Origin of the sequence: Paucilactobacillus oligofermentans DSM 15707 = LMG 22743, assembly GCF_001434315.1 — a bacterium.
GTDB classification, from domain to species: domain Bacteria; phylum Bacillota; class Bacilli; order Lactobacillales; family Lactobacillaceae; genus Paucilactobacillus; species Paucilactobacillus oligofermentans.
Window position 1 is genome coordinate 370,450 of sequence record NZ_AZFE01000031.1, and the last position, 26,066, is coordinate 396,515.

Consider the following 26,066-nt stretch of genomic DNA (forward strand, 5'->3'; position numbering starts at 1 on the left):
TCCTGATCCAAAGAATGCAACTAATGGTAATACCAAGAGGTTAACCATAAAACTACCTAAATTAGAACCAACTAATCTCCATGAATTAAGTGTAATTCGTTCATCTGGATTAGAAGTTAATAAAGGCAACATCGTTGTAATTGGTGCGTTTATGCCTAAATAAAGTATTCCATAAATAATATATACAATGCCACAATACCAAATTTTACCAGTCATACTTAATGCTGGTGCCCAGAAGAGTAGCACGCCTGCGGCGGCATATGGGAAAGCCAGCCAAAGAAAATACGGTCTCGCTTTTCCCCACTTAGAATCCGTCATATCAATTAACGTACCCCAAACCGGTGCAGCAACAGCATCAACAACTCGAGCTATTAAAAGAATAGTTCCCGCAATTGCGGTGGGAATTAACGCAACATCTGTAAAAAAATATAATAAATATGCATTAACCACTTGCGCTACCAATTGACCTGCGAAATCAAGTTGCGCATAACTAAACTTTTCAAGAAAACCAACTTTTTGTTTCAAATATGATGTCTTATTCCCTACTTTATTTTCCATGAAATTTTCCACCTCATTATTTTTAAATAAAATAATCTAAAATGTTAAAACGATTGTCATTAGCAGCAATACGTGTCACTCGATTGAAACAATACATGTATTTGATTCAAAATAATTGTAAACGCTTGCAAAAAATAAATAAACCACTAAAATGAGCTAATAGGTATACAAATCAAATATGCTGTAGTGGGAGAAAATTATGTTTTTTAGACTTAATTTAGATAAACCTCTAGAATTCAGTACTTTTCATCGGTACACAAATGATGAATTTAGATTATGGATTCAGCAAACAACAGAACCCTTATCTATATTATTTATCGATCAAGGTAACTTATCTTTATTAATTAACGAAACCACTGAACACTTAAATAATATGAATTGGTTACTACTTCCAAAAGATTATGAAATTAAGATATCTAATATTGATAAAGATTTTACTTGCCAAATTATTTCTTTTAATAGTGAAAATAATATTATTACATCATTTTCTCCATTTTTAAACGAAAAAAGTAGGTATGGAATGACTATTCCACAAATAGGAAAAATAACTAACAAAGATAGTATTAATGGAATTTTAAAAAATATTTTTTCAACTAAGAATCAAAAAAATCAGCTTGAATTGAATATCAATTATTTAATTTCAAATTTACTTGTGACAGTTAGTACACAATTCATTCAAGTTATAAGTGATAATCAACAAAAACCGGTCCCTGCAAAATTTGATTGGATTCTAAATTGGATTACCACTCATATTGAAGATTCATTAAATGTTACAGATATTGCAGATAAATTCGATATTACTCCAGAATACTTAACCCACTTATTTAATAAATATCAAAATGTTTCCACTATAAAATTCATTAATCAGATGAAAATATCCAAAGCAAAAGACTTATTGATAACAACAAACCTATCAATTAAGCAAATTGCTCTTTATCTAAACTTTCAAAACATTAAATATTTTATGCGACTATTTAAACAAGAAACTAGCCTAACACCAACAAAATTTAGGAATATGTATTCAACACCTTTTATTAATTCACTTGACAACCAGAACCAAGAACTTTAATATTGTGCATATTAAAACGGTTACAATTATAATACGAATGCAGCGTCGTATTATGCAGTTATAGTGTGTTAATTTCAAATTAAATTTGGAGGATCTAACATGCTTATTGGAAGTATTGAAGCAGGTGGCACAAAATTTGTTTGTGCTATTGGTAACGATAATTATCAGATTCAAGATGTTACTTACATCCCAACAGGAAAACCTGAAGAAACTTTAGATAAGGTAATTGAATATTTTAAAAGATTCGATATTAAAGCACTTGGAATTGCATCTTTTGGACCATTAGAACTACGACATAATTCTAATAAATATGGGTTTATTACTACATCACCCAAGTTAGATTGGCGAAACATTGATTTTTTAGGATACTTAAAAAAAGAAATTGACGTTCCAACTTTTTGGACGACTGATGTTAACGGCTCCGCTTACGGAGAATTTGTAATGTCTCGGTTGTCTAATGCCAATATTAATTCGCTTGTTTATTACACTGTTGGTACCGGTGTAGGTGCCGGTATCATTTCTGATGGTAAATTCATTGGCGATATTGGGCATCCAGAAATGGGGCATGTATCTGTAAAACGGCACCCAGATGATCTTGATTTTGAAGGAGTTTGTCCCTATCATTCTGATTGTCTTGAAGGATTAGTATCTGGTCCTACATTTGAAGCTAGACTAGGAAAAAAAGGAAAAGATATTCCCCATAACCACCCAGTATGGAACATTATGGCCTATTACGTTGCTCAAGCATTAGTTCAAACAACCTTAATGTGTCGACCAGGAAAAATTGTAATTGGTGGTGGAGTTACTAATGAAGATTTTCTAATTAAAATAAGAAACCAATTTATTGATATTTTAAATGGCTATATTCCAGTCCCAAATATCAACGAATATATTACTTCTCCATCAATAAATGATAACGGATCAGCAACTATTGGAAATTTTGCACTTGCATTAAAAAAGTTAAATGAATAGCAACTTAAAAAGGATGACATAAATATGTCATCCTTTTTAGTGCTTAATTACTTATATTTTGCCAAACCTGCATTTGACCATTCTCCCGATTGGCCCACGCATAATATGGAATAAATTTTAGCTCTGTTTCCACACCTTTAATTTTATTATATTCACGATACAACGTTGTATCACTAATTGGATTTTTAATTGCAGTTGCAGTAATAGTTTCTACACCACCAAGTAATTTACGTTCAAATTGAGACGTTATACTTCCACTAGTATTTAGCTGATATGTCCAAATAGGTGACTCATTATCAGTTTCTTCTGTACAAAATACTACTGGTCCTTTTTGAACACTTACTTTTCCAAAATCGTATTTAACTAATGGATTAGCTTGCATTAACTTAACGTCCATGTTCAATTTTAATTCAATCTTAGTATTTATATCTGTTATGTCAACATATACAATTCCATCAACCAAATTTTTATTTTCAACACCATTTACATTAAGCGTAAATTTATCTTGCGACCAACCTGGAATTCTGATTCCAAATTTAAAATCAATATTTTTCTCATTTTCAACTTTATAGTTAATATCACCTGTCCAAGGAAAGTTATTTGACTGTTCTATCTTAATACCTTGGTTAAAAATAGTTTTATTAGCAATAAACTGATCCGATAAAATCGTATTATCCTTTACGTTATAGATATATTTATCTACAGACGCAATTAATCTTGCAACATTGCTTGGACAACACGCACAACCAAACCAATCCGCTCTTTGCGTAATTGCATGACTACGAGAAGGATTGTTCTTTGTAATATCTGGATCTGCCTCCAATGGATTAACATAAAAGAAGTGTTTTCCATCTAATGACATACCACTTAATGTTCCATTAAATAATTCCTTTTCCAGAACATCCCCATACTCGCCCTTAAACTCAATATCCTTCATATTCTGTGCAAAAAATGCCATTCCAACTGAAGCGCAAGTTTCACCATACATAGTATCGTTAGGTAAATCATAGTCATAGGTAAATGCTTCTCCAATATTAGTTGAACCGATTCCACCTGTAATATACATTCTTTTTTGAACAATATCATTCCAAAATCGATGACATGCTTCTAGAAGTTCCATATCATTCAACATTCTAGCAACGTTAGCCATTCCTGCACATAGGTAAACTACGCGGACTGCATGCCCATCTGCTGTTTTTTGATCAATAATCGGTTCAGCAGATTGATAATATTTAGGCTCAAAATATTTCATACCATCAATCAAATCATTTTCAATACCATCTACTATATTTTGTTGTTCAAAAAATTCTGGATTCTTTCCACGCTGATTTAAAAAATAGTGTGCTAACTTTAAATATTTTTCATTTTCAGTTTGTTCATATAATCTTGTTAAAGCTAATTCAATTTCAGGATGCCCATCATATCCATTAATTTGACCTTCATCAATTCCAAAGTTATGATCAATACAATCTGCCATTTTGATGGCAATATCTATCGATTTTTGATTACCTGTTGCTTGGTAATACGCAACACCCGCTTCTATATAATGTCCCATTGTATAGAGCTCATGTGACTGTTGTAATCGTTTAAATTTACGCTCTGGCGCATCAATCTGGAAAAATGTTGATAAATAACCATCATTATCTTGCGCATCTGCAATTAAATCAATTAAATTGTCTGTTATCTTTTTTAAATCATCATTAGGGTGGTATGAAAAACTATATGCAGCTGCCTCTAACCACTTATATACATCAGTATCTTGAAATGGATAGCCAAAGTGGTTTCCTTTTTTTATTCCAGCAGCTATTTTTAAATTTTCAATAGCATGACTATTTTTTGAATCTTGTGCATTACCACCTGGTTCATGTGCTATTTTAATGTCTGCTTCATCATTCATTACTGACCACTGATATGGTAACACTTCATTTACAACTAGTTCTCGATATCTTTTCCAAAAATCTGAAGTGATTTGTACTTTCATATTCTTTTTTAATTGATAGCTCATATCGCTAATCACCTACTTAATTTTTTATTATCTTGATTCTGCTGCAGCGTGACGTTCCGCTAGTTCTTCGTTCACGATAGGTTCATGTTTTTCCCATTTTCGATAAATAATCATCAAAATTAAGCTAAATGTATAAATGATAACGGGTAACCAAATGAACGTAAAACTGATTGCATTTAAGCTACCTGTACTTTGCACAGCTTTTGCCGCTGAGAATCCAAACGCTGCCATTATTTTAGCCGCAAAGAACGAACCGATTCCTGAACCCATTTGGATGCAGAACGATGCCCCCATAGCAGTTAAAAATCCATTAGCACGAATTCCATTTTTCCATTCACCAAAATCCACTGTGTCACCAACCATACCAAAGAACATCGTCATAGCTGATCCTGAACCGATACATGCTAAAATCCAACCAGCAAGTGCCAAAGTAATATTATCTCCAGCAATACCGATAATCACTTGTCCAACCATAGTTATGGCCAATGTCAAAACAGTTGTGCCCCATTTGTGTAAAAACTTTGCAAAAAATGGAACACTTGCCATACCAACAATTTGGATAATTGAGAATCCATTAAAAAATGAAATTAAACCTTTATCATCCAAATTATATTGGAAATAATATGGTAGTGCGGCATTACGAGCAGAATATGCAGTCCACAAAATTAAATTAGCACCTACAATTATTAACCAAGGCCAATTTCCTTTAGCTGCCTTAAAACTTTCTTTAATGGTGATAATTTCTTCTTGTTCAATATTCTTTTCTCGCATATCCAAAAAACCAATAATCAACAAGATAAAGCCAACAATACTATAAATTCCAACTGCCAAAGACCATCCCTTTTGATCATTACCGCCACCAAGTACTCCGGCTAAAGGAATAACAAACGTTACGGCAAGAAAATTTCCAACGTTTCCTAAAACCAAACGAATCGAGTTAGCTGACATTCGATCGTCAGAATCTGAAGTTAAATTGGGAAGCACTGAAGTGATAGGCGTGGACATCGCAGTATAGGTTAATTCGGCAAAGATATACATTGCTCCGGCCCAAATAATTTTACCTGTCATCCCAAATGAAGGTGTTGTAAATAGTAACCAAATAAAAATTGCGAATGGAAGTGACATCCAAAGGAACCATGGGCGACTCTTTCCATATTTACTGTGTGTATGATCGACTAAAACTCCCATGATTGGAGCACCAAATGCATCAATTACACGTCCTAACAACAGTAGTGAACCAGCAGTTCCAACACTCAATCCGAATACATTAGTAAAAAAGTAAAGCATATAAGAACCAACGATACAGTACAATAAATTTCCTGCCATATCTGTAAAGCCATATGTTATTTTTCTGTGAAAAGGAAGATGATCTTCTGCTAATAATGCCTGTGCTGTTTTTACATTATGATCAGTACTATCAAAATTTGAAGCCATAATAAAATCCTCCAATTAATATATTATTTATTTTTACTATCTCTAGACAAACTCAAATAGATAAGTAGCATTAACACTGCTGCTCCAACAATGGTTGACGTGTCATTTGGAATTCGATGATCAACAACCCTCCACGCTAAATAAATGAAGACTAATTGTAGACACCATGAAATGATTGACTGTCCAGCAAATCTTGTTGATAAAATTTTCATATCAAAATCTCCTCTAGTTACAATTATCTGTTACAATTTTTTTACTTTAATACATCAAATGCTTGTTTTAAACTAACTTTTGCGTCTTTTCGAATGTATAGTGGAATTTGTTCCAGAGGTGTTTCTACGTTAATTGTTTGTCCGCCATTAAATTCAGTTTCCCTATTAACATCAATCCAAGACGATCCTGATGGTAAGTAAACTGAACGACTAGATTCTGCTTCATGTAAAACCGGAGCAACTAAAATTGAATCACCAAACATAAATTGATCTTCAACATTCCATGCATTTTTATCTTGATTGAAATCATAAAACATTGGTCTGATAACAGGCGTTCCTTTTTCGTGGGCATTTCCCATTTGAACTTTAATGTAATCTTGAAGATTTTCACGTAATTGCATATACTTTTTCATTATTTGATAAACTTGTTCACCATATGCCCAAGGCTCTGTTTCGCCACCTGATGGCATCTTTCCTCCACCAACGTTGCTTAATGGCTGTGTGTGCGGTTCACGGTCACCATGCATTCTCATAACCGGACAAAAAGTAGCAAACTCAAACCAGCGTGTTACTAGTTCTCTGAAGCTTTCATCATCATCTACACCGCCATGAAAGCCTCCGATATCAGTGGTCCACCATGGTATACCTGCAATCCCCATGTTCAACCCAATAGCCAATTGATTACGTAACGATTGAAAACTCGAGTCTATATCGCCTGACCAAACTAGAGCACCATACTTCTGGCTTCCTGCCCAAGCACAACGAACAAGATTGATAATTTGAGTCTTTCCCTCACTTTTTTGACCATCATAAATCGATTTAGAATAGCCAACTGGATAAGTATTTCCAATTTGTAAATTACTTCCTTCATAATATCTATAATTATCAAAATCATAGACAGTATATTCAGGTTCTGCTTCATCAAGCCAAAATAGATCCACACCTTGATCCGAATAATTCTTCTTTAGTAATTTCCACAAATAGTTCTGTGCATTTGGATTGGTAAAATCTACGAATCCATTATTGCCTAAAAAGTTCATGGTAATAGGAGCTCCACGCTCTGTTTGTACCAAGTATCCCTTTTCTTGCATCTCTTTATAATGCGAACTATCTTCATCAACTGTTGGCCAAACCGAAACCATGAGTCTGATTCCCATATCGTGAAGTTCATCAATCATTTCTTGGGGATTTGGCCAATATTCTTTGTCAAATGTATATTCACCTGACTTTGGCCAATGAAAATAATCAATAACAATCACACTAATAGGAAGATCACGAGCTTTAAATTCTCGCGCTACTTTCAATAACTCATCTTGTGTTCGATACCGTAATTTGCACTGCCAATATCCCATTGCATAATCTGGCATCATCGGAACTTTTCCGGCAACATTTGCATATTGCTCTTCAATATCACTTGGCTTATCACCACATGTTATCCAATAGTCCATTTCCTTAGTCGATAATGCATGCCATTCGGTAACATTCTTTGCAAAGTCAACATCCCCAATCGCTGGATTGTTCCACAACATACCATATCCCTTGTTAGATATTAAAAATGGTACACTTGCTTGTGAATTACGATGCGCCAATTCTAATCTAGAATTTTTTAAATCAAGAAAGTCCTGTTGATATTGTCCCATTCCGAATAATTTTTCATCTTGTTGAGCTTCAAATCGAACTTTAAGTTCAAAATCACCACCCGGAATTGGTTTAAATTCTCTTGAATCAATGTTTAAAGCACTATTGAAGTGATTAACCTTTTCTGTATCAACGCCAGCTGACATATCGTCAATTCGATTACGCTGAAATCCTTGTAGCAATAAATCACCATTTGACTTATAAAAACTTAAATTCTTATAGACATCAATTTTTGCTATTAAATTACCATTCGTAATTTCACCAGTATGGTTTTGTTCATTAACAACAACCTGTGCTGTTGTATCGGATACATTCTCAGTCAATGCATTATCACGTCCAGTAAATTTGGGATACTTTGTACTCCGAACTCGAAAACTATTATCTCCCCAAGGTCTAACCTCTAGTAATTCATTTCCATTTCTTAAATAAAGACAATTATTATTTTCATAAATCATAATTTAGGTCTCCTTAACTTTGAAATTTATTAGGTATACAAAATCAACATAAAAAAATAATTAACCAAAAAATATTTACATTATATTTTTCGATAAATTAATAACTCGTTCAGTAGTAACAGTACAGTTATTGAAGTTAAATTTCCGACAAAGTAAACGTTTACATATATTATGATAGCGCTTTACTTTTCACCTTAAAACTAATAAAATTTAGACAATGGTACACAAATCAAAACAGGAGGTGCACTTTTATATGAATAAAGTATACAAATTTTTATTAACTCAACCACTGCAGTTTTATAAAGTAGGACAGTTTATTGCTCAACCTGGTTGGAAGCATAAAGATATAATTTTTGATGAGGGTGACTACGAAATTATAATAGTAGTTGAGGGCGACATATATATTCAGGTTGGTAGCGAACAAATTACACTAAATAAAAATGACTGTTTACTTATACCTCCACATGTTCGCCACTTTGGGTTCAAAGAATCTACAAATGGCAGTATTTATTATTGGATGCACTTTTTTCCAAACGGAGAAGTAACTAGTTCATACGCTTCCACTCTCGATACCAACCACTATGAAGTCAAAATTCCATTTTTATTTAATATTATAAATTTTGAACGTATTGCAATCTTAGTACGTGAATTACTTGATAGCGCCAATGAAGAACAACCGGTTCTATTAGCATCTAACTACTATATGTCTAGTATTTTAATTGAAATTTCCAATCAATATTGCAAATCGGTTACCAACCATTCCAAAAATTCCATGCGTTTTGAAATGATTAAAAATTGGATTCGAATTCATAGTCATGAAAAAATAAATGTAAAAAAAATTGCTAAAGAATTTCATATGACCCCAGTCTATTTAACTAAATTATTTCAGGAAAATGAGCAAATGACTACCGTACACTTTATTAATTTAGTAAAAGCAAAACAAGCTGAAGAACTATTACTAACAACAGATTTATCAATTAAAGAGATTGCTTACGAACTAAGTTTTAATAATGAAAAATACTTTCTTAGAGTTTTTAAACAAATTACATTCATCACGCCAACGCATTATCGAAATTCATATGCCAAAACTTATCTTAATAACGTTGAAGTTGACCCAACAATTCCAATCCCTGACAATTCTTAATCACTAACAAATTGGTACTCAAGTCTTGTTGGTAATGTATCTGATACCTATGGTAAATTAACTTCAACTTGAATTTCCGATAATATTAATCAAGACAGATACACGTTTTTAGTAAATGATTGTTATATTTTGTGCAAAATGTTTTATAGTTAACACAATTAATTAGGAGGATATCAAATGAAATATAGAAATTTAGGTAATTCAGGATTAAAAGTTAGTGCAATTGCTATTGGTAGCTGGATGACACAGCTAGATGATTCTGCAAAAATGGCAAAGGCAGAGGAAACAATCAAGCTTGCATATAATAACGGCATAAACTTTTTTGATTGTGCTGATGTATACAGTAATGGTGCAGCAGAAAAATTTCTAGGCAATGTACTCAAGCAGTTTCCTCGTGAAGAGTTAGTAATGTCTAGTAAAGTTTACTTTCCTGTTGGCAAAGGTCCGAATGATAAAGGACTATCTCGAAAGCATATTTTTGAACAAATTAATAAAAGTCTAACTAATCTTAAAACTAACTATCTTGATATGTATTTTTGCCACCGTTTCGATTTTGACACACCTCTAGAAGAAACATTGCAGGCGATGAGTGATTTAGTTGATACCGGAAAAATATTATATTACGGTGTTAGTGAATGGACTCCAGTTCAGATATTGGAAGCTGAGATGATTATTCAAAAAAATCATTTACATCGAATTTCTGTTGTCCAACCCCAATACAACATGTTTGACCGTTATATTGAGCATGAACTTATGGATGTTTGTTCAAAGTTTGGCATTGGAATTGTTCCTTTCTCGCCACTATCTCAAGGACTATTGACAGGTAAGTACCGTCTTAATCAAGAAATTCCAGCTGGATCACGAGCAACCTATCAAGACCAAATCCAAGCTTTATTAACGCAAAGCAATTTAGAAAAGGTTGAACAACTCATTAAGATGGCATCCAGATTGAATACTACTCTATCTGTCTTTGCACTTGCTTGGGCGCTTAGAAGACCAGAAATTTCTAGTTTAATCACAGGTGCCTCAAAAAAATCTCAACTAGAAACTAACTTAGCTGCGATTAACTTGAATATTCCTCAAGAAATGTTTACGGAAATTGACTCATTATTCCAATTTGAAAAATTCAATCGACAAATTGGTTAATTAACCAAAATATTTAATTTAATATTAAAGCAAAAACACGATTACCTATAACTGGTAATCGTGTTTTTATATTTATCGAATAATTTTAGTGTTTTGCATGATCCTTAGATTTTGCATTATTTTGACCATAATAAGCATTGGCACCATGTTTACGATAATAGTGCTTATCTAATAGATATTGTGGTACGTGGTTATCTGTATGTGGATTCAGCATTGAAGTGTGATAATTCATTTCAGCAACAACTTCCAAAACTTTTGCATTATGAACTGCATCATGCGCATCTTTTCCCCATGTAAATGGTCCATGTTGACTAACTAAAACAGCTGGTACTGCATCAGGATCAATGCCACGTTCCATAAAGGTACGAACAATAACTTCACCCGTATTTAATTCATATTCGCCTTCGATTTCACCTTGTGTTAAGGCATCAGCGGCTGGAACATCCCCGTAGAATGTATCTGCATGTGTTGTGCCAAATGCTTGAACATCTTTTTTAGCTTGAGCAAATGAAACTGCCCATGGTGAATGCGTATGAACAACCCCACCGATATTTGGAAAATGGTTATATAAATACATATGTGTTGGTGTGTCACTTGATGGATTCATATCTCCCTCAACAACTTCACCCTTTAAATTAACAACTACCATATCTTCTGGACGTAACTTATCGTAATCGACACCTGATGGTTTAATTACAAACAAACCTAATTCACGGTCAATTTGCGAGACATTTCCCCAGGTAAATGTTACTAAATCTAGCTTAGGTAATAGCATATTAGCATCATAAACTTTTTGTTTTAAATCTTCGAGCATTATAAAATCTCCTTTGTCACTAATTTTCATTGTTAGTATAGTTCAAATAAAAATTATTTGCTAATTTTCATTGTTTCAACGGCTTTTCCTTCAACTGGAAGAGTAGCTTTATAGTTATCAATGAACTTTTCATAACCACGAACACTGATAGGTTCTGGTTCAAGCGTTGAGCTTTCTTGTGAACTAAATACTTCTTCATCAAGATAATCTGCAAGTGATTGACCATCTTTATGACTATTAGCGTACAATGCTAACACGGCCATACCCCATGGTCCACCTTCGCCAGCATTACTCATAACGGTAATTGGTGTATCTAATGCATCTGCAAGTACTTGTTGAGCGACAACTGGCGTCTTAAATATTCCACCTTGAGCAATCAAAACGTCAGTCTTAATATGTTCTTCGCGAAGTAAAATATCCATCCCAATCTTTAATGGTGCAAACGCTGAATACAATTGAACTTTAAAGAAGTTGGCTAAATTAAAGTTTGAATCTGGTTTACGAACAAATAGTGGACGCCCTTCTGGCATCTTAGTAACGTTTTCACCTGAAAGATAGGCAAAGTTAACTAAACCACCACCATCTTGATCACCCTTTAATGAGTTATCAAATAATGCTTCATACAAATCATTTGGTTTTTGTGGAGCACCAATGATTTTAGCAAACTCTGAAAATAAACTTGTCCAGGCATTAATGTCTGATGAACTATTATTAGTATGAACCATGGCAACTGGTGCACCATCTGGTGTGGTAACCATATCAATATCACGATGAACTTTCTTCAATGGTTCATCTAAAACAACCATTGAAAAGGCTGATGTTCCAGCAGAGATGTTACCGGTACGCTTACGGACAGCATTAGTGGCAACCATACCAGTTCCAGCATCACCTTCTGAAGGTGCCATTGCAGCGCCACCTTGAAGTTGTCCACTAGGATCAAGTAATGCGGCCCCTGCATCAGTTAAAGTTCCGGCATTTTCACCAGCAACTTTAACTGTTGGTAAGATTTCTTTAATATCCCATGTATATTGTTTAACATTTTGCAATGAACGGAATTTTTCAATCATACCTGCGTCATAGTCATCTGTTGCTTCATCAACTGGGAAGATTCCTGAAGCATCCCCAATTCCAACCGTTTTTTCACCAGATAATTTATAGTGGACATAACCATCAAGCGTTGTAAGGAAATCAATATTCTTTACGTGTTCTTCTTTATTCAAAACAGCTTGATATAAATGAGCAACACTCCAACGTTCTGGAATATTAAAGTTAAATAATTCTGTTAATTCACTCGCTGCTTGGCCAGTGATGTTATTACGCCATGTACGGAAAGGTACAAGAATTTCGCCTTGTGCATCAAACGCCATGTAACCATGCATCATGGCACTAATTCCGATGGAACCAATTTTTTCAATATTAATGCCATACTTGTCCTTAGCTTCAGTAGCTAAATTAGCATAACTAGTTTGAATTCCAGCCCATACCTTTTCAATTGAGTATGTCCAAATTCCTTGATCCAATTCGTTTTCCCAAACAAAATCGCCAGATGCAACTGTTTGAAAGTTATCGGCAACAAGTACTGCTTTAATCCGTGTTGACCCTAGTTCAATTCCTAGTGACGTCTTACCATTTTCAATAGCACTTTTAATTTGATCTGTATTCATGGAAGTAACCTCCGATTTAATTATGTTATTTACTATGAAACATAAAATGTTATCCGCTTACATTGTATGATATTTGTCCGTATAAATCAATACACTTTCTAATTTATACGCAATATTACCGTATAAATCGGATTTTATCGTTACTCAGCTACAAACTTAGTCCATCAAAAAACAGATGATTCAAAATACGAATCATCTGTTTTTAGACAATGCTTAATCGCATGTCTTACTAAATATTATTTTTCGACGTTTTTACCATCAAATTCATCAATCATGATTTGTTTCAAATCAGCAATTAATGGTTCAACTGGATTAGCGGTGGTTGTTTGATCTTCATAAGCTAATTCAGCCATTTCATCAACACACTTGTCAAAGTCAGCTTTCTTAACGCCATTTGCTTTTAAGCTTAGTGGCATATCAACTGCATGAGCTAACTTGATAAATTTAGCAATAAATCCTTCAATTAATTCTTCATTCGTGCTTCCTTGAATTCCACAATAACGTGCTAAAGCAGCATAATCATCATTGGCACGATAGTATTCATACTTAGGCCATGGGTTAATTTTCTTAGGTTCTGATGCATTATAACGAACTACATGTGGGAACGTAATTGCAATACAACGACCATGAGCTAATCCAAATTCTCCACCCAACTTATGAGCAATCGCATGGTTAATACCTAGATAAGCATTACCAAAGGCCATTCCGGCAAGAGTTGAAGCATTATGCATATTAGCTTTAGCTTCTTTGTCGCCATTGTATGAAGCTTCAAGGTTGTCAAAGACCAACTTGGCAGCTTGTAATGACCATGGACGAGTATAGTCTGATGCTAATGCTGAAACAAATGATTCAGTAGCATGAGCTAAAACGTCCAATCCAGATTCGGCAATTGTTTTCTTTGGTACCGTTTCAACAAATTGAGGATCAACAATTGCAACATCAGGTGTCAAAGCATAATCAGCTAATGGGTACTTAACATGGGTTTTGCTATCAGTAATAACGGCAAATGGTGTAACTTCTGAACCAGTACCTGAAGTACTTGGAATAGCGACAAATTGAGCCTTCTTAGGTGTTCCCAATTTGTAAGTACGCTTACGAATATCCAAGAATTTTTGCTTAGCACCAAAGAAATCAGCTTCTGGATGCTCATAGAATAACCACATTCCTTTAGCAGCATCAAGTGGTGATCCACCACCAAGGGCAATAATGGTATCAGGTTCAAATTCACGAATTTGGTTCAATCCACGTTGAACTGTATCTGTCGATGGATCTGGTTCGATATCTGAGAAGATTTCATATTGAATCTTGTCACCATTAGGACGGCGCTTCAATTCGTTCACAACGATATCAGCATAACCATATTTAACCATGCTTGGTCCAGTAACTAACATTACCTTTTGTACGCCCGGCATATCTTCTAAATAACGGACTGATGTCTTTTCAAAATAAACCTTTGGAAGTTTAACCCATTGCATATTATTACGCCTCTTTGCGATAGTCTTAACGTTAATAAGGTCAAATGCTGAAACGTTATGAGAAATTGAGTTTTTACCCCATGAACCAGTTCCTAAGGTAAATGAAGGTACCATTTCATTGTATAAGTTACCAATTCCACCAAGAGCTGAAGGTGTATTAACAATCACACGACTAGCCTTAACCTTAACCCCAAACTTAGTAATCAATTCATCGTCTTCTGATTGAATGGCTGCCGTATGACCTAAGCCACCAAAATCAAGTAATGCTTCACAAGTTTCAATTGCTTCTTTTTGTGTTTTAGCATGATAAACCGACAGTACTGGACATAATTTTTCACGTGAAAGTGGTTCTTGTGGACCAACTTCAGTGACTTCTGTTAATAATACTTTAGTATCATCTGGAACTTTAATTCCAGCTAACTTAGCAATTGCGACTGCTGACATACCAGCGATTGGTCCTTTAATACCACCGCGTTTTTCATCAAACATTGCATCAGATAATTTTTTATGATCTTTTTTATCAATAATAACTGCTTTATGATCAGTCATTTCTTTCATAAATTTGTCATAAATCACATCATCAATTACAGCACTATTTTCAGTTGCACAAATCATTCCATTATCAAAAGTCTTTGAAAGTAAAATATCATTAACTGCACGTTTAATATGTGCTGTCTTTTCAACATAAACAGGTCCATTACCAGGTCCAACCCCTAAGGCTGGTTTACCAGATGAATAAGCAGCTTTAACCATGCCTGGGCCACCAGTAGCCAAAATACTAGCAATTCCATCATGATTAATAATGGCAGTAGTAGCTTCTAAGCTTGGTGTTTCAATCCATTGAATAATATCTTTTGGAGCTCCTGCATCAACGGCTGCGTCGCGTAAAATACGAGCTGCTTCAGCACTTGAATTTTGTGCTTGTGGATGGAAAGCAAAAATAATTGGATTCCGCGTTTTAACTGCGATCAATGATTTGAAGATGGTTGTTGATGTTGGATTAGTAACTGGTGTAATCCCAGCAATTACTCCCAAAGGTTCAGCAACTGTAATTAATTGACGTTCCCGATCGTCTTTGATAATTCCAACCGTACGTAAGTCTTTAATTGAATGCCAGATTTCTTCTGAAGCATACATATTTTTGATGGCTTTATCTTCCATCACACCACGACCTGTTTCTTGCCAAGCCATTTTGGCTAAATGCATATGTTGGTCTAAGGCAGTCATTGCCATATGATGTACAATATGATCAATTTTTTCTTGATCATAATCTTCCATTTTATCTAGGGCAACATGTCCTTTTGCAACGAGTTCATCGATCATTTTTGTTACATCGACTTCTTTGCTATTAGGTTCTTTAATCATTGTATTCCCTCCATGTCATATCTAAAAATCATTGTTACTTAATTCACAAGTATCATTATATTTTAGTTTTTTAAATTTGTAAAGCACTTTGTTCAAAGTTTCTCAATCGTCGCTCATCTCCCTATACAGTGAGTTTTCATCGTTTCACAAACCAAAATGGATTAAATCAATCAATTATCAAAAAGTTTGTGATTTAGTGTACAAATTGTAATCGCTTACATTGATAAAAACAAAATAAAAAGGCCCTAAATTTTTAGGCCTTCAATTTAATTTATTTAGTTTTCTTAATTTCTTGAGGTTGATTATTACGTTCCATCAACTTCAGTAATTCACGAGCTTTTAATGTTGTAATAATACTATCAACGGCAATAATCATTAATTTTTCTTCAATTGTTTTACCACCATCTGCATCCAATTCATGTGTCGACAATCGTTGGTTAAGTAGTTCTACAAAGTGATCATACGCTTGTTTAGGATACTTGTGCGAAGTAACTTGATTCATCCCCGAACGAATAACATCCAACGGATAGGTTGATTTCAGAAGCGTAATAATTAAGATATCAGCAATATGCATCACTTGATATTTTTTCTTAACAGGAGCTAACACAACATTTTTTTTGACATAATTATTAATCATTGAAGATGTAATTAAATCTAATCCTAGAGAACCAATAATTGAATTAACATAAGCAACTACTTGATCCATATATAGTTCTAATTTTGGTAGTTCATCCCAAATTGGAAAATTAATTGTTGCTAGTGACTTTTCCCATTTGTCATATTCTTCGATTTCAGCCATTATCTTCACCATCCCTTACAAGTTATCCTAACTTAATCATCTAGTTTTGTAAACTAGTTAACCTTAAATTTAGGCTTTTTAAGCTAACTTTTATTTCAAAAAAATATCTACCCTATTAATAGTATAAATCACTACTTTACAATGTAAAAATTAACTGACACCTTATAGCGATTGTGCTATAGTTCACATGAGTCAATATATTATCTTTCCTGACTAATAAAATCTGGAGGTTCTAAATTATGAGTAATCGATTAGATGGTAAAGTTGCGATAATTACTGGTGGTACATTAGGAATTGGTTGGGCAATTGCCCACCGGTTCGTCGAAGAGGGTGCTAAAGTTATTATTACAGGTCGTCATGCAGATGTTGGTGAAGATGCCGCAAAAAAGATTGGCAACACTGATGTAATTCGTTTTATTCAACATGATGCCGCAGATGAAGCTGGTTGGGTTGATTTATTTGATACCACAGAAAAAGCATTTGGCCCAGTTAGTACACTAGTTAATAATGCAGGGATTGGCTTAACAGGTTCAATTGAAGAAACTAGTACCGAAACATGGCGAAAAATTATGGATGTTAACTTGGATGGAGTTTTCTTCGGTACTCGTCTAGGTATAAAGCGCATGAAGAATAAAAATTTAGGTGCTTCTATTATTAATATGTCTTCCATCGAAGGATTTATTGGTGATCCTAATTTAGGTGCATATAACGCTACCAAGGGAGCTGTTCGAATTATGTCTAAATCAGCTGCCGTTGATGCTGCATTAAAAGACTATGATGTCCGAGTTAACACGGTACATCCTGGATATATTAAGACTCCGCTTGTAGATGGCATTGAAGGAGCTGAAGAAGGCATGTCTGACCGTTCTAAAACTCCAATGGGTCATATTGGCGAACCAGATGATATCGCTTGGATTTGTGTATATCTTGCATCAAATGAATCTAAATTTGCTACTGGATCCGAGTTTGTAGTTGATGGTGGTTATACTGCCCAATAATAAAATTTTAAACTGAACTATAATAGTCGTTGATTGCATACTTTGTAATCAACGATTATTTTATTTAATTCCAAAATGTTATCTTAATAAAATCTATTAATTGTTAGTAAAATATTTTTATGCTATCCTTACGACATTATCGCTGATAAAGTAATTATCTGTTAGGAGTAATCATGCTATATTCATCCACTTATAAATCACCATTTGGAAAATTATCAATTGTTTGCGACAACAATTCCTTGCATGGCATTTGGTTTGAAAACCAGAAATACTTTCAAGACTCACTAACTGAAATGCCCATCATTGACGAAATTCATCCATACTCACTTGTGGTTAAATCTTGGCTAAGTCATTATTTCAATGGTGAACGACCAGCTATTGATGAACTTATTTTGTCTCCTAATGTCACCAATTTTAGAAAACGAGTTTTAAACGTTTTACAGGAAATTCCTTATGGAGAAACTATTTCATATAAAGAAATCGGACAATCCATGGCTAATTCACCCATGTCTGCACAAGCAATTGGTGGCGCAGTCGGTCACAATCCAATTGCCATTGTAATTCCCTGTCATCGAGTCGTGGGTGCTAATGGTAATCTGACTGGTTATGCTGCTGGAATCAATACTAAAATTAAGTTATTAGCCCATGAACACGTTAATTTAGATAATTTATTTATTCCCAATCAAAAAGGACTATGAATTTACTTCACATAGTCCTTTTTAGTATCCTAAAATACTACTACTGGCGTTCCGACCGAAACTGCAGCATATAATTTTGCAATAAATTCAGGTGGATTGTTAACACACCCATGACTACCATGGCCCATGTACCAATCACCACCATATTTTGGTTGCCAAGATGAATCATGTAATCCGACACCTGTGTCATCAATTGGCATCCAATAATTAACTTTAGTAGCATAGTCGCTACCATTATCATTTTGCCCTCGAAGCGTTGCACCCGGTTGTTTACTCCAAATACTATACGTTCCGGTTGGAGTTTCATGATCAGTCGTTGGATCACCAGTAACAACTGCTGAATCCATTACTAAGACCCCATCTTTATAATAATATTCATGTTGATTTTGAATATCAACTTCAACATAAGTCCCACCAATATCAGAGCCACCGTCTTTACTGTAACCAGATCCCTTGGTAATAATCCAATGGTCAAAATTTTTACCAGCCATAATATCCGTGGTTAATTGCTTAATTTCTTCTGATTGATTAATCGTCCACCCATATAGGCCACCATTAACCGTCACAACACCACTGGCGGTTGATTTAAACTGTCGAGATGATCCATATGTTGCATATTGGTCATCTAATTTATTTAAATAATCAGCCATCTTAGTTTTATCTAACGTAACGTTACCATCAACAACTTTAACCCAGCCAGTAATTTCAGTTGATGAGATATCTACTTTAGTATCATTATAAATTTTTAAATCGCCGTTAACCTTAGCAATTTTATTCATTTTCGTCTTCAACTTGCCAAACTTAGAACTACTTTCAATTAACCCAGGCTTAGTATATGTTGATTTCAAATTAATACTCGTTTGATTGTTATCAACACTCTTTTTAATCGCCGCAACTAATTTATCCTCACTAATCAGGTTACCTTGAGTTTCTTTAGTAGTAACTACCTTACCGTTTTTAAACGCTAAATTAGCATCTGTGGACGCTTTACGATTAACATTTAGCTTAGTTACCGTTGAACTAGCAAACTGCTGTAAAGCCGTCTGATTAATCATTGCTTTACTGTTGGGTATTTTACTCGAAGTAACCCCTATCAAATGTGCAGGCCAAGCCCATGCATTTTGACTACGCATAATTTTCCTAAGTGTCACATTAAATTTATTTTGAATGCCAACTACTTCTTGTTTCTCAATAACAACATTTTTACCATTCTCTTTTAACGTGAATTTAGCAGTTTTGATTTTCTGACTAAGCAATTTATCAGCTTGTTCAACATTTTCACCAGCAATCTTTGAACCTAGTATCGTTGTTCTAGGCAAAAAATGCTGCTGATAATACATCGATCCACCGATATAAATCACCATGCATAAGCCCAAAATTAAACCTATTGTCATCAACGCTCTATTTTTTTTCATTATTACTCCCCACTAAAATTACATGCACTTAATAATAATATAAATGTTAACTAAAAGAAAGAAAAAGGCTACAGATAGATTAACATCTGTAGTCTTAATACTTTGATTACTCATAAACTTATTAACAATTAATGGCTCATAAATCCATGCTGGGCAAGATATCCTTTCCCCGCGGTCAAATCATATTGAACTAATTGATAGTCATGAAGTAATTGTTTTTGTTTTTTGTTAAGTTTTGAAACCAAATGTTGATTATCATCAACCATAATTGAGCTTCCATTAGCAGTGTTATTAGAAGCACCATCAAATGGGTTAAGCGACATTGCTGGCAGATCTTCATATACTTTGGTAAGCAATGCATAATATGGCGATACTTTGACACTCATTTGTTTCAATAACATGGCCGCAAAATCATTTGGGGATACAACTTGATGCTTAGCTAATTTAACATTATGAGCTGAACTAGCTTGATTCCCATAAATTAAATAATCAGTTGCATGTAGTTGCAAACCATATTGGTGCATACTATCACCATTATAAATTCCAGGCAAATGATCACCATACCAAACCACCGTAACGGGCTTTTTAACTTCATCAAGTTGTTGATTAAATTCTTTTAAAGCGTCATCCGTATAATGAATACCTTGAATATAATTTTCGATATTCTTTTTATGTTCAGCATCCAAATATGCGGTCCCAGAAACTGAATAGTCGGTTTTTTCATAATAATTATCAAATGGCATATGATTTTGCATCGTTACCAAGTTGATAAATTGACTACCCGAATGATCCGTAATTTCTTTAAGCGTCTGTGAATAAGCAGATGCATCAGAGATATATGGGCTATTTTGAATTTTAGCCGTATAGCTTAATTTATCACCATCTTGTAAATGATAGAACTTATCAAATCCCAGCTTACTGTAAACTTGTTTACGATTATAAAGATTAGCAGTAAATGGATGAATCGCTACTCGATAATCAAACATATCCGAAATTGCAAACGTTTGATCTTGATATGGTACAAGTTGAGAATATGGAGTTGGTAATGTCGGTGAAAAATTAGTCATCGATAGACTAGTTAAGGCCTGATACTCCATATTAGCAGTTCCACCACCATAGCCAGAACTAATCATTTTTCCTGAAGTTGTAGACTTTTCTAATTCATGAATATATGGAATTGGATCTCCATTGACTTTTAAATTTGGCACGTCAGCTGGATCAGCAAAACTTTCACTCAGTGCAAAGACTACGGTTTGATTTTTCATATCATCGTGCTGACGAGTTTTATTAATTTGCTGAGCTTGTCCTTGATATTTCTTCTGGAGATCAAGCATTGCTTTTTTAGAGTACCCAACCGGCTGCTTCATCACCGTTACATCAATATTATTAGCAAATTGCAACACAGTTCCGTTAAGTTTAGCTGCTCGTAATTGCGAATAAAAATATGGCTTATCTTTGGCTGCACTGAGTCCTTTAGCTACAATTGTATCAGGATGATTAGCAACCGAAAAAGACCCTAACAAGACAACCGATATCAATAACATAATGATCCGTTTAGTACGTCCCCATCTGATTACGTCATCAAAATGTTGCACTAATCCAGCAATCACAATCATGATGATCATAATGGCTACTGCACCACCAATGGCCATTGTCGAAACCAACTTCAACAAATCATTAATTGAAGATAACGAAGTCACCATGGAAGTATCAACGGGTAGCACGGGTTCATTTCGACTAGCAATTTTAACAACATTCACTAATAGCCAGATGGCGTAACTAGTTAAAGTTGCAATTGAAGCCCACCAATACCGATTAAAAATTGACATTAAAATGGCAAACACCAGATAAATCATGAGTACATTAATAAAGATAATTAACTCTCGATGCAGCACAACCCATTGAATCATGTTCAACTTCCAGCCCCACAGCTGCCACATTGAAATTACGGTCATTATCCATGCGATAACGATAAACAACCAGGTTCGCCAAAGTCCAATCGTTACTTTCTTGAACAATGCTAGCCATTGAGTTTTGGCCACTTTTTTAACTTTTACAAATTTAAGTAATAATTGAATTAAAGCAAACATAAGACTATTAAAAATAACCGTTAAAATTAGCAATACTCCAAATGTCACTATGGGGTTCCAATTGACGGCCGGCTTAATTAAAAATGACAATCCGGTCGCAAATACCTGCGGATACATCATCAATAAAAAATTAATCCCCAATAATCCTGTTGAAGCCGGACTAAGATCACGTGATTTTTTCGATAATCGTTGCACTAGTACCATTATCATAATACTAACTGCCACTAATAACGGTTGATTAAAACTAATACCATCAAGATAATGCACAGTTGTCGTCAAACCGTGATGCGGATCATATGCAACTACATTAGTATTCATCCAAGAGGCCACGATTGATATTAGCAACAATACTCCCGTACCCGGTGCTAAAATGGAATAACGTAATCGCTGAATTACCGGATCAACACTAATCCAAATTCCAATCAAAAATAGTCCCATTAATAAAATAATGGTTGGCCCATTGAAAACACCCATCCATTTTGTACCAAATGTTAAATAAGATACAAAATAGATAATTACCATTCCACCCGTAATTTTTCTCAACTTAACCAATCCTAATGAACGAAGGTATTGACTAATTATAGGTCCAAATAACATTAGTGCTAGATAAGATACTAATCCGGAACCAATATTTTTTATTAAGTAAAGGCTGCCTTGGGTCGTAAATATTTGTGTACTAAAGAGATTAACAATCATCATTATGATCCAAACTAGACTCAAAATGATTACTACAATTTTATTTTTACCTTTTAATGACTGACTGTGCATTCCTAACAAAATTGGGATTCCAAGACTTCCAATAACCGCACAATTTTTAATTATCCAAATTATCCAAAAAACAAAGCCTTTCATGTAAGGTTGTTGTTCAAACATTCCAAAAGTGACAATTAAAGTACTAAATACTACCAAAAAATTTATTAAAATGACAATTTTGTTCCACTGATGCATCCCGGTATGACGTTTCATTTTTCACCTTTTACTTTAGGTTAGTTTCAAATCCTACTCATTTGAACTACCTACTCCAATTAAAATAATATGAGTACCAGTATAAACAGATTTAAGAGCCGGGTAAAGATACAAAGTACAATATTTGTTCTTATTTAATAATTCGTTTTACATTATTAAATGATTGGCTTGCTTACTTTAAAAAGCAAAAAAAGCGTGAGCTCATTCGAGTTCACGCTTTAATCTGGATACTAGTATTTTAATTACTCTGGATCAGTAGCAACTAACCCACCAGCTAAATTACTTAAATCCGGATGATTAGCAGTCACAATTAATTGTTCATTAACAAAGGCATTCAAGCCAAGTTCATACATTTCACGACCATAACCTGAATTTTTAACTCCACCAAATGGTAAGTCTGGAAGTGACACCATAAAATTATTAACAAAAACCATTCCCGTTTCAATCTTCGACGCTACTTCTTCACCACGTTTTGGATCACCACTAAAGACAATGCCTCCCAAGCCAAGATCTGAATCATTAGCTAAATCAATGGCTTCTTGATCTGAACTAACCTTGTAAACCTGAGCGACTGGTCCAAACATTTCTTGTGAATAAGCGGGGTTACCCGGTTTAATATCCGTTAAAATAGTTGGCTGGAAAAATTGTCCTGGTAAATCAATGGCTTCATTACCATAAAATAATTTTGCACCACTGGTAATTGCATCATTTACTTGTTGTTGTAATTTATCTTTTGCTTTTTTAGAGTTCATTGGTGCTAATGATGTTTTTGGATCTAACGGATCACCTGGAATTACTTTGGCAAAATTATCACGTAATTTATCCAAAAATTGATCATACAGATTATCCGCTACAATAAATCGTTTTGACGAGGTACATACTTGTCCTGCATTATAAAGGCGTGTTCTCCATGCCACATCAGCCACTGTATCAATGTCAGTATCATCTAACACGATGAATGCATCAGTACCACCAAGTTCCATTGTATTTTTCTTTAAGTTGGCACCAGCTTCACGAGCTACACTTCGTCCACCACGTTCAGAACCAGTTAGCGCTACTCCTTGAACGCGACGATCGGCAACCACATCAGATACTTGATCATAATTCAAAAACAGGTTGGTCAGACTAGCATCTGGCAACGAAGAGTCTTTAATAATTTTTTCAAACGCAGCCGCAGACCCTGGAGTAATCGCTGCATGTTTTAAAATCATTGGGTTTCCGACCATAAAGTTTGGTGCAAAAACACGCATTATTTGATACATTGGAAAGTTCCATGGTTCCACCATTAATAACACACCTAATGGATGCTTTTTAATTTGTGCTTGACCCGTTGCAATTGTTTCAATCATTTTTGGTTGTAATAAGTCTGCACTATGATCCGCAAAGTAATCCGCAATCATTGCACATAATTCAACTTCACCTTGTGACTCACGCAAAAGTTTTCCCATGTCTTGCGTAATTGTTTTAGCTAATTTATCAATATTTTCACGCAGCAACGCCGCAACTTCATGTAATTGTACAGAACGCGTTTCAGGTCCTTCAAGTTCCCACTGTTTATATAGGGCTTGAGCACTATCCAGCGCCTCTTCAATTTCCGTTGGTGTTGCATTTGGATATTCTTTCACTACTTCATTGGTATATGGATTCACTGTTTTATAAGCCATTTTGTTCCTCCTAAATTTAAGTAATAATATTCACAATCCCCACAAACGAAATCATCGTTCACGGTAGCGGTTTCAGAATGACTATAGTTTAGCTTGTGAATTTCATTTGGTCAACTAAAAGTACCTATAAATTTATAGATACCAAAAATTTCACTCTTTGGTATACTTTAATTTGCACGTTAAATACGGGTGTTTCATACCCAAAATTAGTAAATTTAACGATATTTATTGGCGCGTTTTACAGCTGTAATTATGCTAGAATAACTATGATAGCTAAAAAGCGAGGAGTTTTAAAAATGAATAAGATTTTACAAGCACAATTTTTTGTTGATGACCTTTCAGATGATCAAAAAAACATGATTGCCAATATCAATGATTATATTAAACAAGGAATGAACACTGATTCTCATTCGGTAGCCATCATTCAAGGCGCTGCCGGAACCGGAAAATCTGTTGTATTAATGGAATTAGTCCGTCAATACATGACTGATAAGAAGTACAAAACTGCTCTAGTGGTTAACCACCCAGAATTATATAAGGCTTATCAAGACCTTGGTGAATCCATCCCCAATATGAATGTAAATTCAATTCGTCGTCCAACCGCTTTAATTAACGATGCTCAAAAAAACCACAAAAAGTTCGATGTGATTTTCGTTGATGAAGCCCACTTACTTTATTCCAAATCCGAACCATATGCACATTACCGTGGTGAAAACCAATTAACTGATTTAATGAATTTAGCCAAAGTTGTGGTGGTTGTGTATGACTTCGCCCAAGTCTTTCAGTCTAAAATGTACTGGGATAAGGAACTTTTATTTAAAACGATTGGTAATCATCCATACAAAATGTTTGATATGAACTTTCAATATCGAATGGTTGCCAGTGATGAACAAGTCGCTTGGATGGATAATTTAACTTCCCAAAAGCCATTAGCTGCCTTTCCTAAAAATGGACAGTTTGAATTTAAAATGTTTGATACCGCTGGAGACCTTTTTGAAAATATCAAAACAAGGAATAAAGAAGTCGGTATGAGCCGTGTTGTTGCAACCTCAGGCTTTCCACGTATTGACGGTCGACATAACGTGGAAATGGATACTTTTAGTTTGCCTTGGGACGAATGGGATCCTCAACGTACTCATTGGGCTAAACGTGAAGGTTCAATCACTCAAGTTGGAACGATTTATACTTTACAAGGATTTGACCTAAATTATGTAGGGATGATTATTGGGCCATCTTTTGGCTATGATAAAAAAACTGACACAATGACAATTATTCCAGAAAAATATTCACATAAAGAAATTTTCAAGAAAAGAAAAGATATCCAGTTTACTAAAGCCGAATACAAAGAATTTATTGCCAATGTCTTAAACGTTTTAATGAAGCGTGGTAAATATGGCTTGTATTTAACTGCTTATGACGACGCATTAAGAGAACGATTGATGGAATTATCTACTGAATAAAAAATGATTCTTAATTATTATATGT

At 34.5% G+C, this 26,066-nt stretch carries 19 protein-coding genes; 7 read left to right on the top strand and 12 right to left on the bottom strand.

The annotated features are described in order from the left end of the window. Positions 1 to 558 (bottom strand): MFS transporter (locus FC70_RS09490; protein WP_235804078.1); only part of this gene is annotated, 558 nt, incomplete at its 3' end. Between the two features lie 199 nt (positions 559 to 757). On the opposite strand from FC70_RS09490, the gene FC70_RS05440 reads away from it, so the two are divergent. Beyond that, complete coding sequence (locus tag FC70_RS05440; RefSeq protein ID WP_057889984.1) at positions 758 to 1,627, top strand: helix-turn-helix domain-containing protein; 870 nt, start codon at positions 758 to 760, stop codon at positions 1,625 to 1,627. Positions 1,628 to 1,726: 99 nt separating this feature from the next. Beyond that, complete coding sequence (gene scrK / locus FC70_RS05445) at positions 1,727 to 2,599, top strand: fructokinase ScrK (protein WP_057889985.1); 873 nt, start codon at positions 1,727 to 1,729, stop codon at positions 2,597 to 2,599. Positions 2,600 to 2,642: 43 nt separating this feature from the next. On the opposite strand, the gene FC70_RS05450 is transcribed toward scrK, so the two are convergent. Genes FC70_RS05450 through FC70_RS05465 form a run of 4 tightly spaced genes read right to left on the bottom strand, consistent with a single transcriptional unit; the run spans position 2,643 to position 8,343 of the window. Continuing rightward, positions 2,643 to 4,604: a glycoside hydrolase family 127 protein gene (locus FC70_RS05450; RefSeq protein WP_057889986.1), complete on the bottom strand. Its 1,962-nt coding sequence runs from the start codon at positions 4,602 to 4,604 to the stop codon at positions 2,643 to 2,645. A gap of 27 nt (positions 4,605 to 4,631) precedes the next feature. Then, positions 4,632 to 6,038: an MFS transporter gene (locus FC70_RS05455; protein WP_057889987.1), complete on the bottom strand. Its 1,407-nt coding sequence runs from the start codon at positions 6,036 to 6,038 to the stop codon at positions 4,632 to 4,634. A 23-nt stretch (positions 6,039 to 6,061) separates the two neighbouring features. Next, a complete protein-coding gene (locus FC70_RS05460) occupies positions 6,062 to 6,250 on the bottom strand; it encodes a hypothetical protein (protein WP_057889988.1) in 189 nt (62 codons plus the stop codon). Between the two features lie 41 nt (positions 6,251 to 6,291). After that, on the bottom strand, positions 6,292 to 8,343 hold the full coding sequence (locus FC70_RS05465) for a glycoside hydrolase family 31 protein (RefSeq protein ID WP_057889989.1): 2,052 nt from the start codon (positions 8,341 to 8,343) through the stop codon (positions 6,292 to 6,294). A 253-nt stretch (positions 8,344 to 8,596) separates the two neighbouring features. Here FC70_RS05465 and FC70_RS05470 point away from each other — a divergent pair, with 253 nt between their 5' ends. Continuing rightward, positions 8,597 to 9,487, top strand: a complete 891-nt coding sequence (locus FC70_RS05470) for a helix-turn-helix domain-containing protein (RefSeq protein ID WP_057889990.1) — start codon at positions 8,597 to 8,599, stop codon at positions 9,485 to 9,487. Between the two features lie 177 nt (positions 9,488 to 9,664). Beyond that, the gene (locus tag FC70_RS05475) at positions 9,665 to 10,633 is read left to right on the top strand and encodes an aldo/keto reductase family protein (protein ID WP_057889991.1); all 969 of its coding nucleotides are present in this window, start codon (positions 9,665 to 9,667) and stop codon (positions 10,631 to 10,633) included. Positions 10,634 to 10,718: 85 nt separating this feature from the next. Here FC70_RS05475 and FC70_RS05480 read toward each other — a convergent pair whose 3' ends face one another. The 4 genes from FC70_RS05480 to FC70_RS05495 all read right to left on the bottom strand — a co-directional run bounded on the left by FC70_RS05480 (position 10,719) and on the right by FC70_RS05495 (position 16,750). Next, positions 10,719 to 11,447, bottom strand: coding sequence for an L-ribulose-5-phosphate 4-epimerase (locus tag FC70_RS05480; RefSeq protein WP_057889992.1), 729 nt, complete (start codon positions 11,445 to 11,447; stop codon positions 10,719 to 10,721). Between the two features lie 53 nt (positions 11,448 to 11,500). Beyond that, complete coding sequence (locus FC70_RS05485) at positions 11,501 to 13,111, bottom strand: xylulokinase (protein WP_057889993.1); 1,611 nt, start codon at positions 13,109 to 13,111, stop codon at positions 11,501 to 11,503. 236 nt (positions 13,112 to 13,347) lie between these two features. After that, positions 13,348 to 15,951 (bottom strand): bifunctional acetaldehyde-CoA/alcohol dehydrogenase, encoded by a 2,604-nt coding sequence (gene adhE / locus FC70_RS05490; protein WP_057889994.1) that lies wholly within the window; start codon positions 15,949 to 15,951, stop codon positions 13,348 to 13,350. A gap of 271 nt (positions 15,952 to 16,222) precedes the next feature. Continuing rightward, the gene (locus FC70_RS05495; protein WP_057889995.1) at positions 16,223 to 16,750 is read right to left on the bottom strand and encodes a DUF1836 domain-containing protein; all 528 of its coding nucleotides are present in this window, start codon (positions 16,748 to 16,750) and stop codon (positions 16,223 to 16,225) included. Positions 16,751 to 16,989: 239 nt separating this feature from the next. On the opposite strand from FC70_RS05495, the gene FC70_RS05500 reads away from it, so the two are divergent. Both FC70_RS05500 and FC70_RS05505 read left to right on the top strand, forming a co-directional pair. Then, complete coding sequence (locus FC70_RS05500; protein WP_057889996.1) at positions 16,990 to 17,748, top strand: NADP-dependent (R)-specific alcohol dehydrogenase; 759 nt, start codon at positions 16,990 to 16,992, stop codon at positions 17,746 to 17,748. Between the two features lie 173 nt (positions 17,749 to 17,921). After that, the gene (locus FC70_RS05505; RefSeq protein WP_057889997.1) at positions 17,922 to 18,446 is read left to right on the top strand and encodes a methylated-DNA--[protein]-cysteine S-methyltransferase; all 525 of its coding nucleotides are present in this window, start codon (positions 17,922 to 17,924) and stop codon (positions 18,444 to 18,446) included. A gap of 29 nt (positions 18,447 to 18,475) precedes the next feature. On the opposite strand, the gene FC70_RS05510 is transcribed toward FC70_RS05505, so the two are convergent. From FC70_RS05510 to FC70_RS05520, 3 genes are all read right to left on the bottom strand, one after another. Continuing rightward, entirely contained in the window at positions 18,476 to 19,861 is a 1,386-nt protein-coding gene (locus FC70_RS05510; protein ID WP_057889998.1) for a L,D-transpeptidase family protein, read from the bottom strand. A 128-nt stretch (positions 19,862 to 19,989) separates the two neighbouring features. Then, the gene (locus tag FC70_RS05515; RefSeq protein WP_162253443.1) at positions 19,990 to 22,860 is read right to left on the bottom strand and encodes a sulfatase-like hydrolase/transferase; all 2,871 of its coding nucleotides are present in this window, start codon (positions 22,858 to 22,860) and stop codon (positions 19,990 to 19,992) included. A 299-nt stretch (positions 22,861 to 23,159) separates the two neighbouring features. Next, positions 23,160 to 24,581 (bottom strand): NAD-dependent succinate-semialdehyde dehydrogenase, encoded by a 1,422-nt coding sequence (locus tag FC70_RS05520; RefSeq protein ID WP_057890000.1) that lies wholly within the window; start codon positions 24,579 to 24,581, stop codon positions 23,160 to 23,162. Positions 24,582 to 24,877: 296 nt separating this feature from the next. Between FC70_RS05520 and FC70_RS05525 the strand changes: the two genes are divergently transcribed. Continuing rightward, complete coding sequence (locus FC70_RS05525) at positions 24,878 to 26,041, top strand: DUF2075 domain-containing protein (protein WP_057890001.1); 1,164 nt, start codon at positions 24,878 to 24,880, stop codon at positions 26,039 to 26,041. Positions 26,042 to 26,066: the final 25 nt, after the last annotated feature.

Coding starts and splice junctions, on each gene's coding strand:
- scrK (WP_057889985.1), top strand. CDS start 1,727: ATGCTTATTGGAAGTATTGAAGCAGGTGGCACAAAATTTGTTTGTGCT.
- FC70_RS05500 (WP_057889996.1), top strand. CDS start 16,990: ATGAGTAATCGATTAGATGGTAAAGTTGCGATAATTACTGGTGGTACA.
- FC70_RS05475 (WP_057889991.1), top strand. CDS start 9,665: ATGAAATATAGAAATTTAGGTAATTCAGGATTAAAAGTTAGTGCAATT.
- FC70_RS05470 (WP_057889990.1), top strand. CDS start 8,597: ATGAATAAAGTATACAAATTTTTATTAACTCAACCACTGCAGTTTTAT.
- FC70_RS05450 (WP_057889986.1), bottom strand. CDS start 4,604: ATGAGCTATCAATTAAAAAAGAATATGAAAGTACAAATCACTTCAGAT.
- adhE (WP_057889994.1), bottom strand. CDS start 15,951: ATGATTAAAGAACCTAATAGCAAAGAAGTCGATGTAACAAAAATGATC.
- FC70_RS05480 (WP_057889992.1), bottom strand. CDS start 11,447: ATGCTCGAAGATTTAAAACAAAAAGTTTATGATGCTAATATGCTATTA.
- FC70_RS05520 (WP_057890000.1), bottom strand. CDS start 24,581: ATGGCTTATAAAACAGTGAATCCATATACCAATGAAGTAGTGAAAGAA.
- FC70_RS05485 (WP_057889993.1), bottom strand. CDS start 13,111: ATGAATACAGATCAAATTAAAAGTGCTATTGAAAATGGTAAGACGTCA.
- FC70_RS05525 (WP_057890001.1), top strand. CDS start 24,878: ATGAATAAGATTTTACAAGCACAATTTTTTGTTGATGACCTTTCAGAT.
- FC70_RS05495 (WP_057889995.1), bottom strand. CDS start 16,750: ATGGCTGAAATCGAAGAATATGACAAATGGGAAAAGTCACTAGCAACA.
- FC70_RS05455 (WP_057889987.1), bottom strand. CDS start 6,038: ATGGCTTCAAATTTTGATAGTACTGATCATAATGTAAAAACAGCACAG.
- FC70_RS05440 (WP_057889984.1), top strand. CDS start 758: ATGTTTTTTAGACTTAATTTAGATAAACCTCTAGAATTCAGTACTTTT.
- FC70_RS05505 (WP_057889997.1), top strand. CDS start 17,922: ATGCTATATTCATCCACTTATAAATCACCATTTGGAAAATTATCAATT.
- FC70_RS05465 (WP_057889989.1), bottom strand. CDS start 8,343: ATGATTTATGAAAATAATAATTGTCTTTATTTAAGAAATGGAAATGAA.
- FC70_RS05510 (WP_057889998.1), bottom strand. CDS start 19,861: ATGAAAAAAAATAGAGCGTTGATGACAATAGGTTTAATTTTGGGCTTA.
- FC70_RS05460 (WP_057889988.1), bottom strand. CDS start 6,250: ATGAAAATTTTATCAACAAGATTTGCTGGACAGTCAATCATTTCATGG.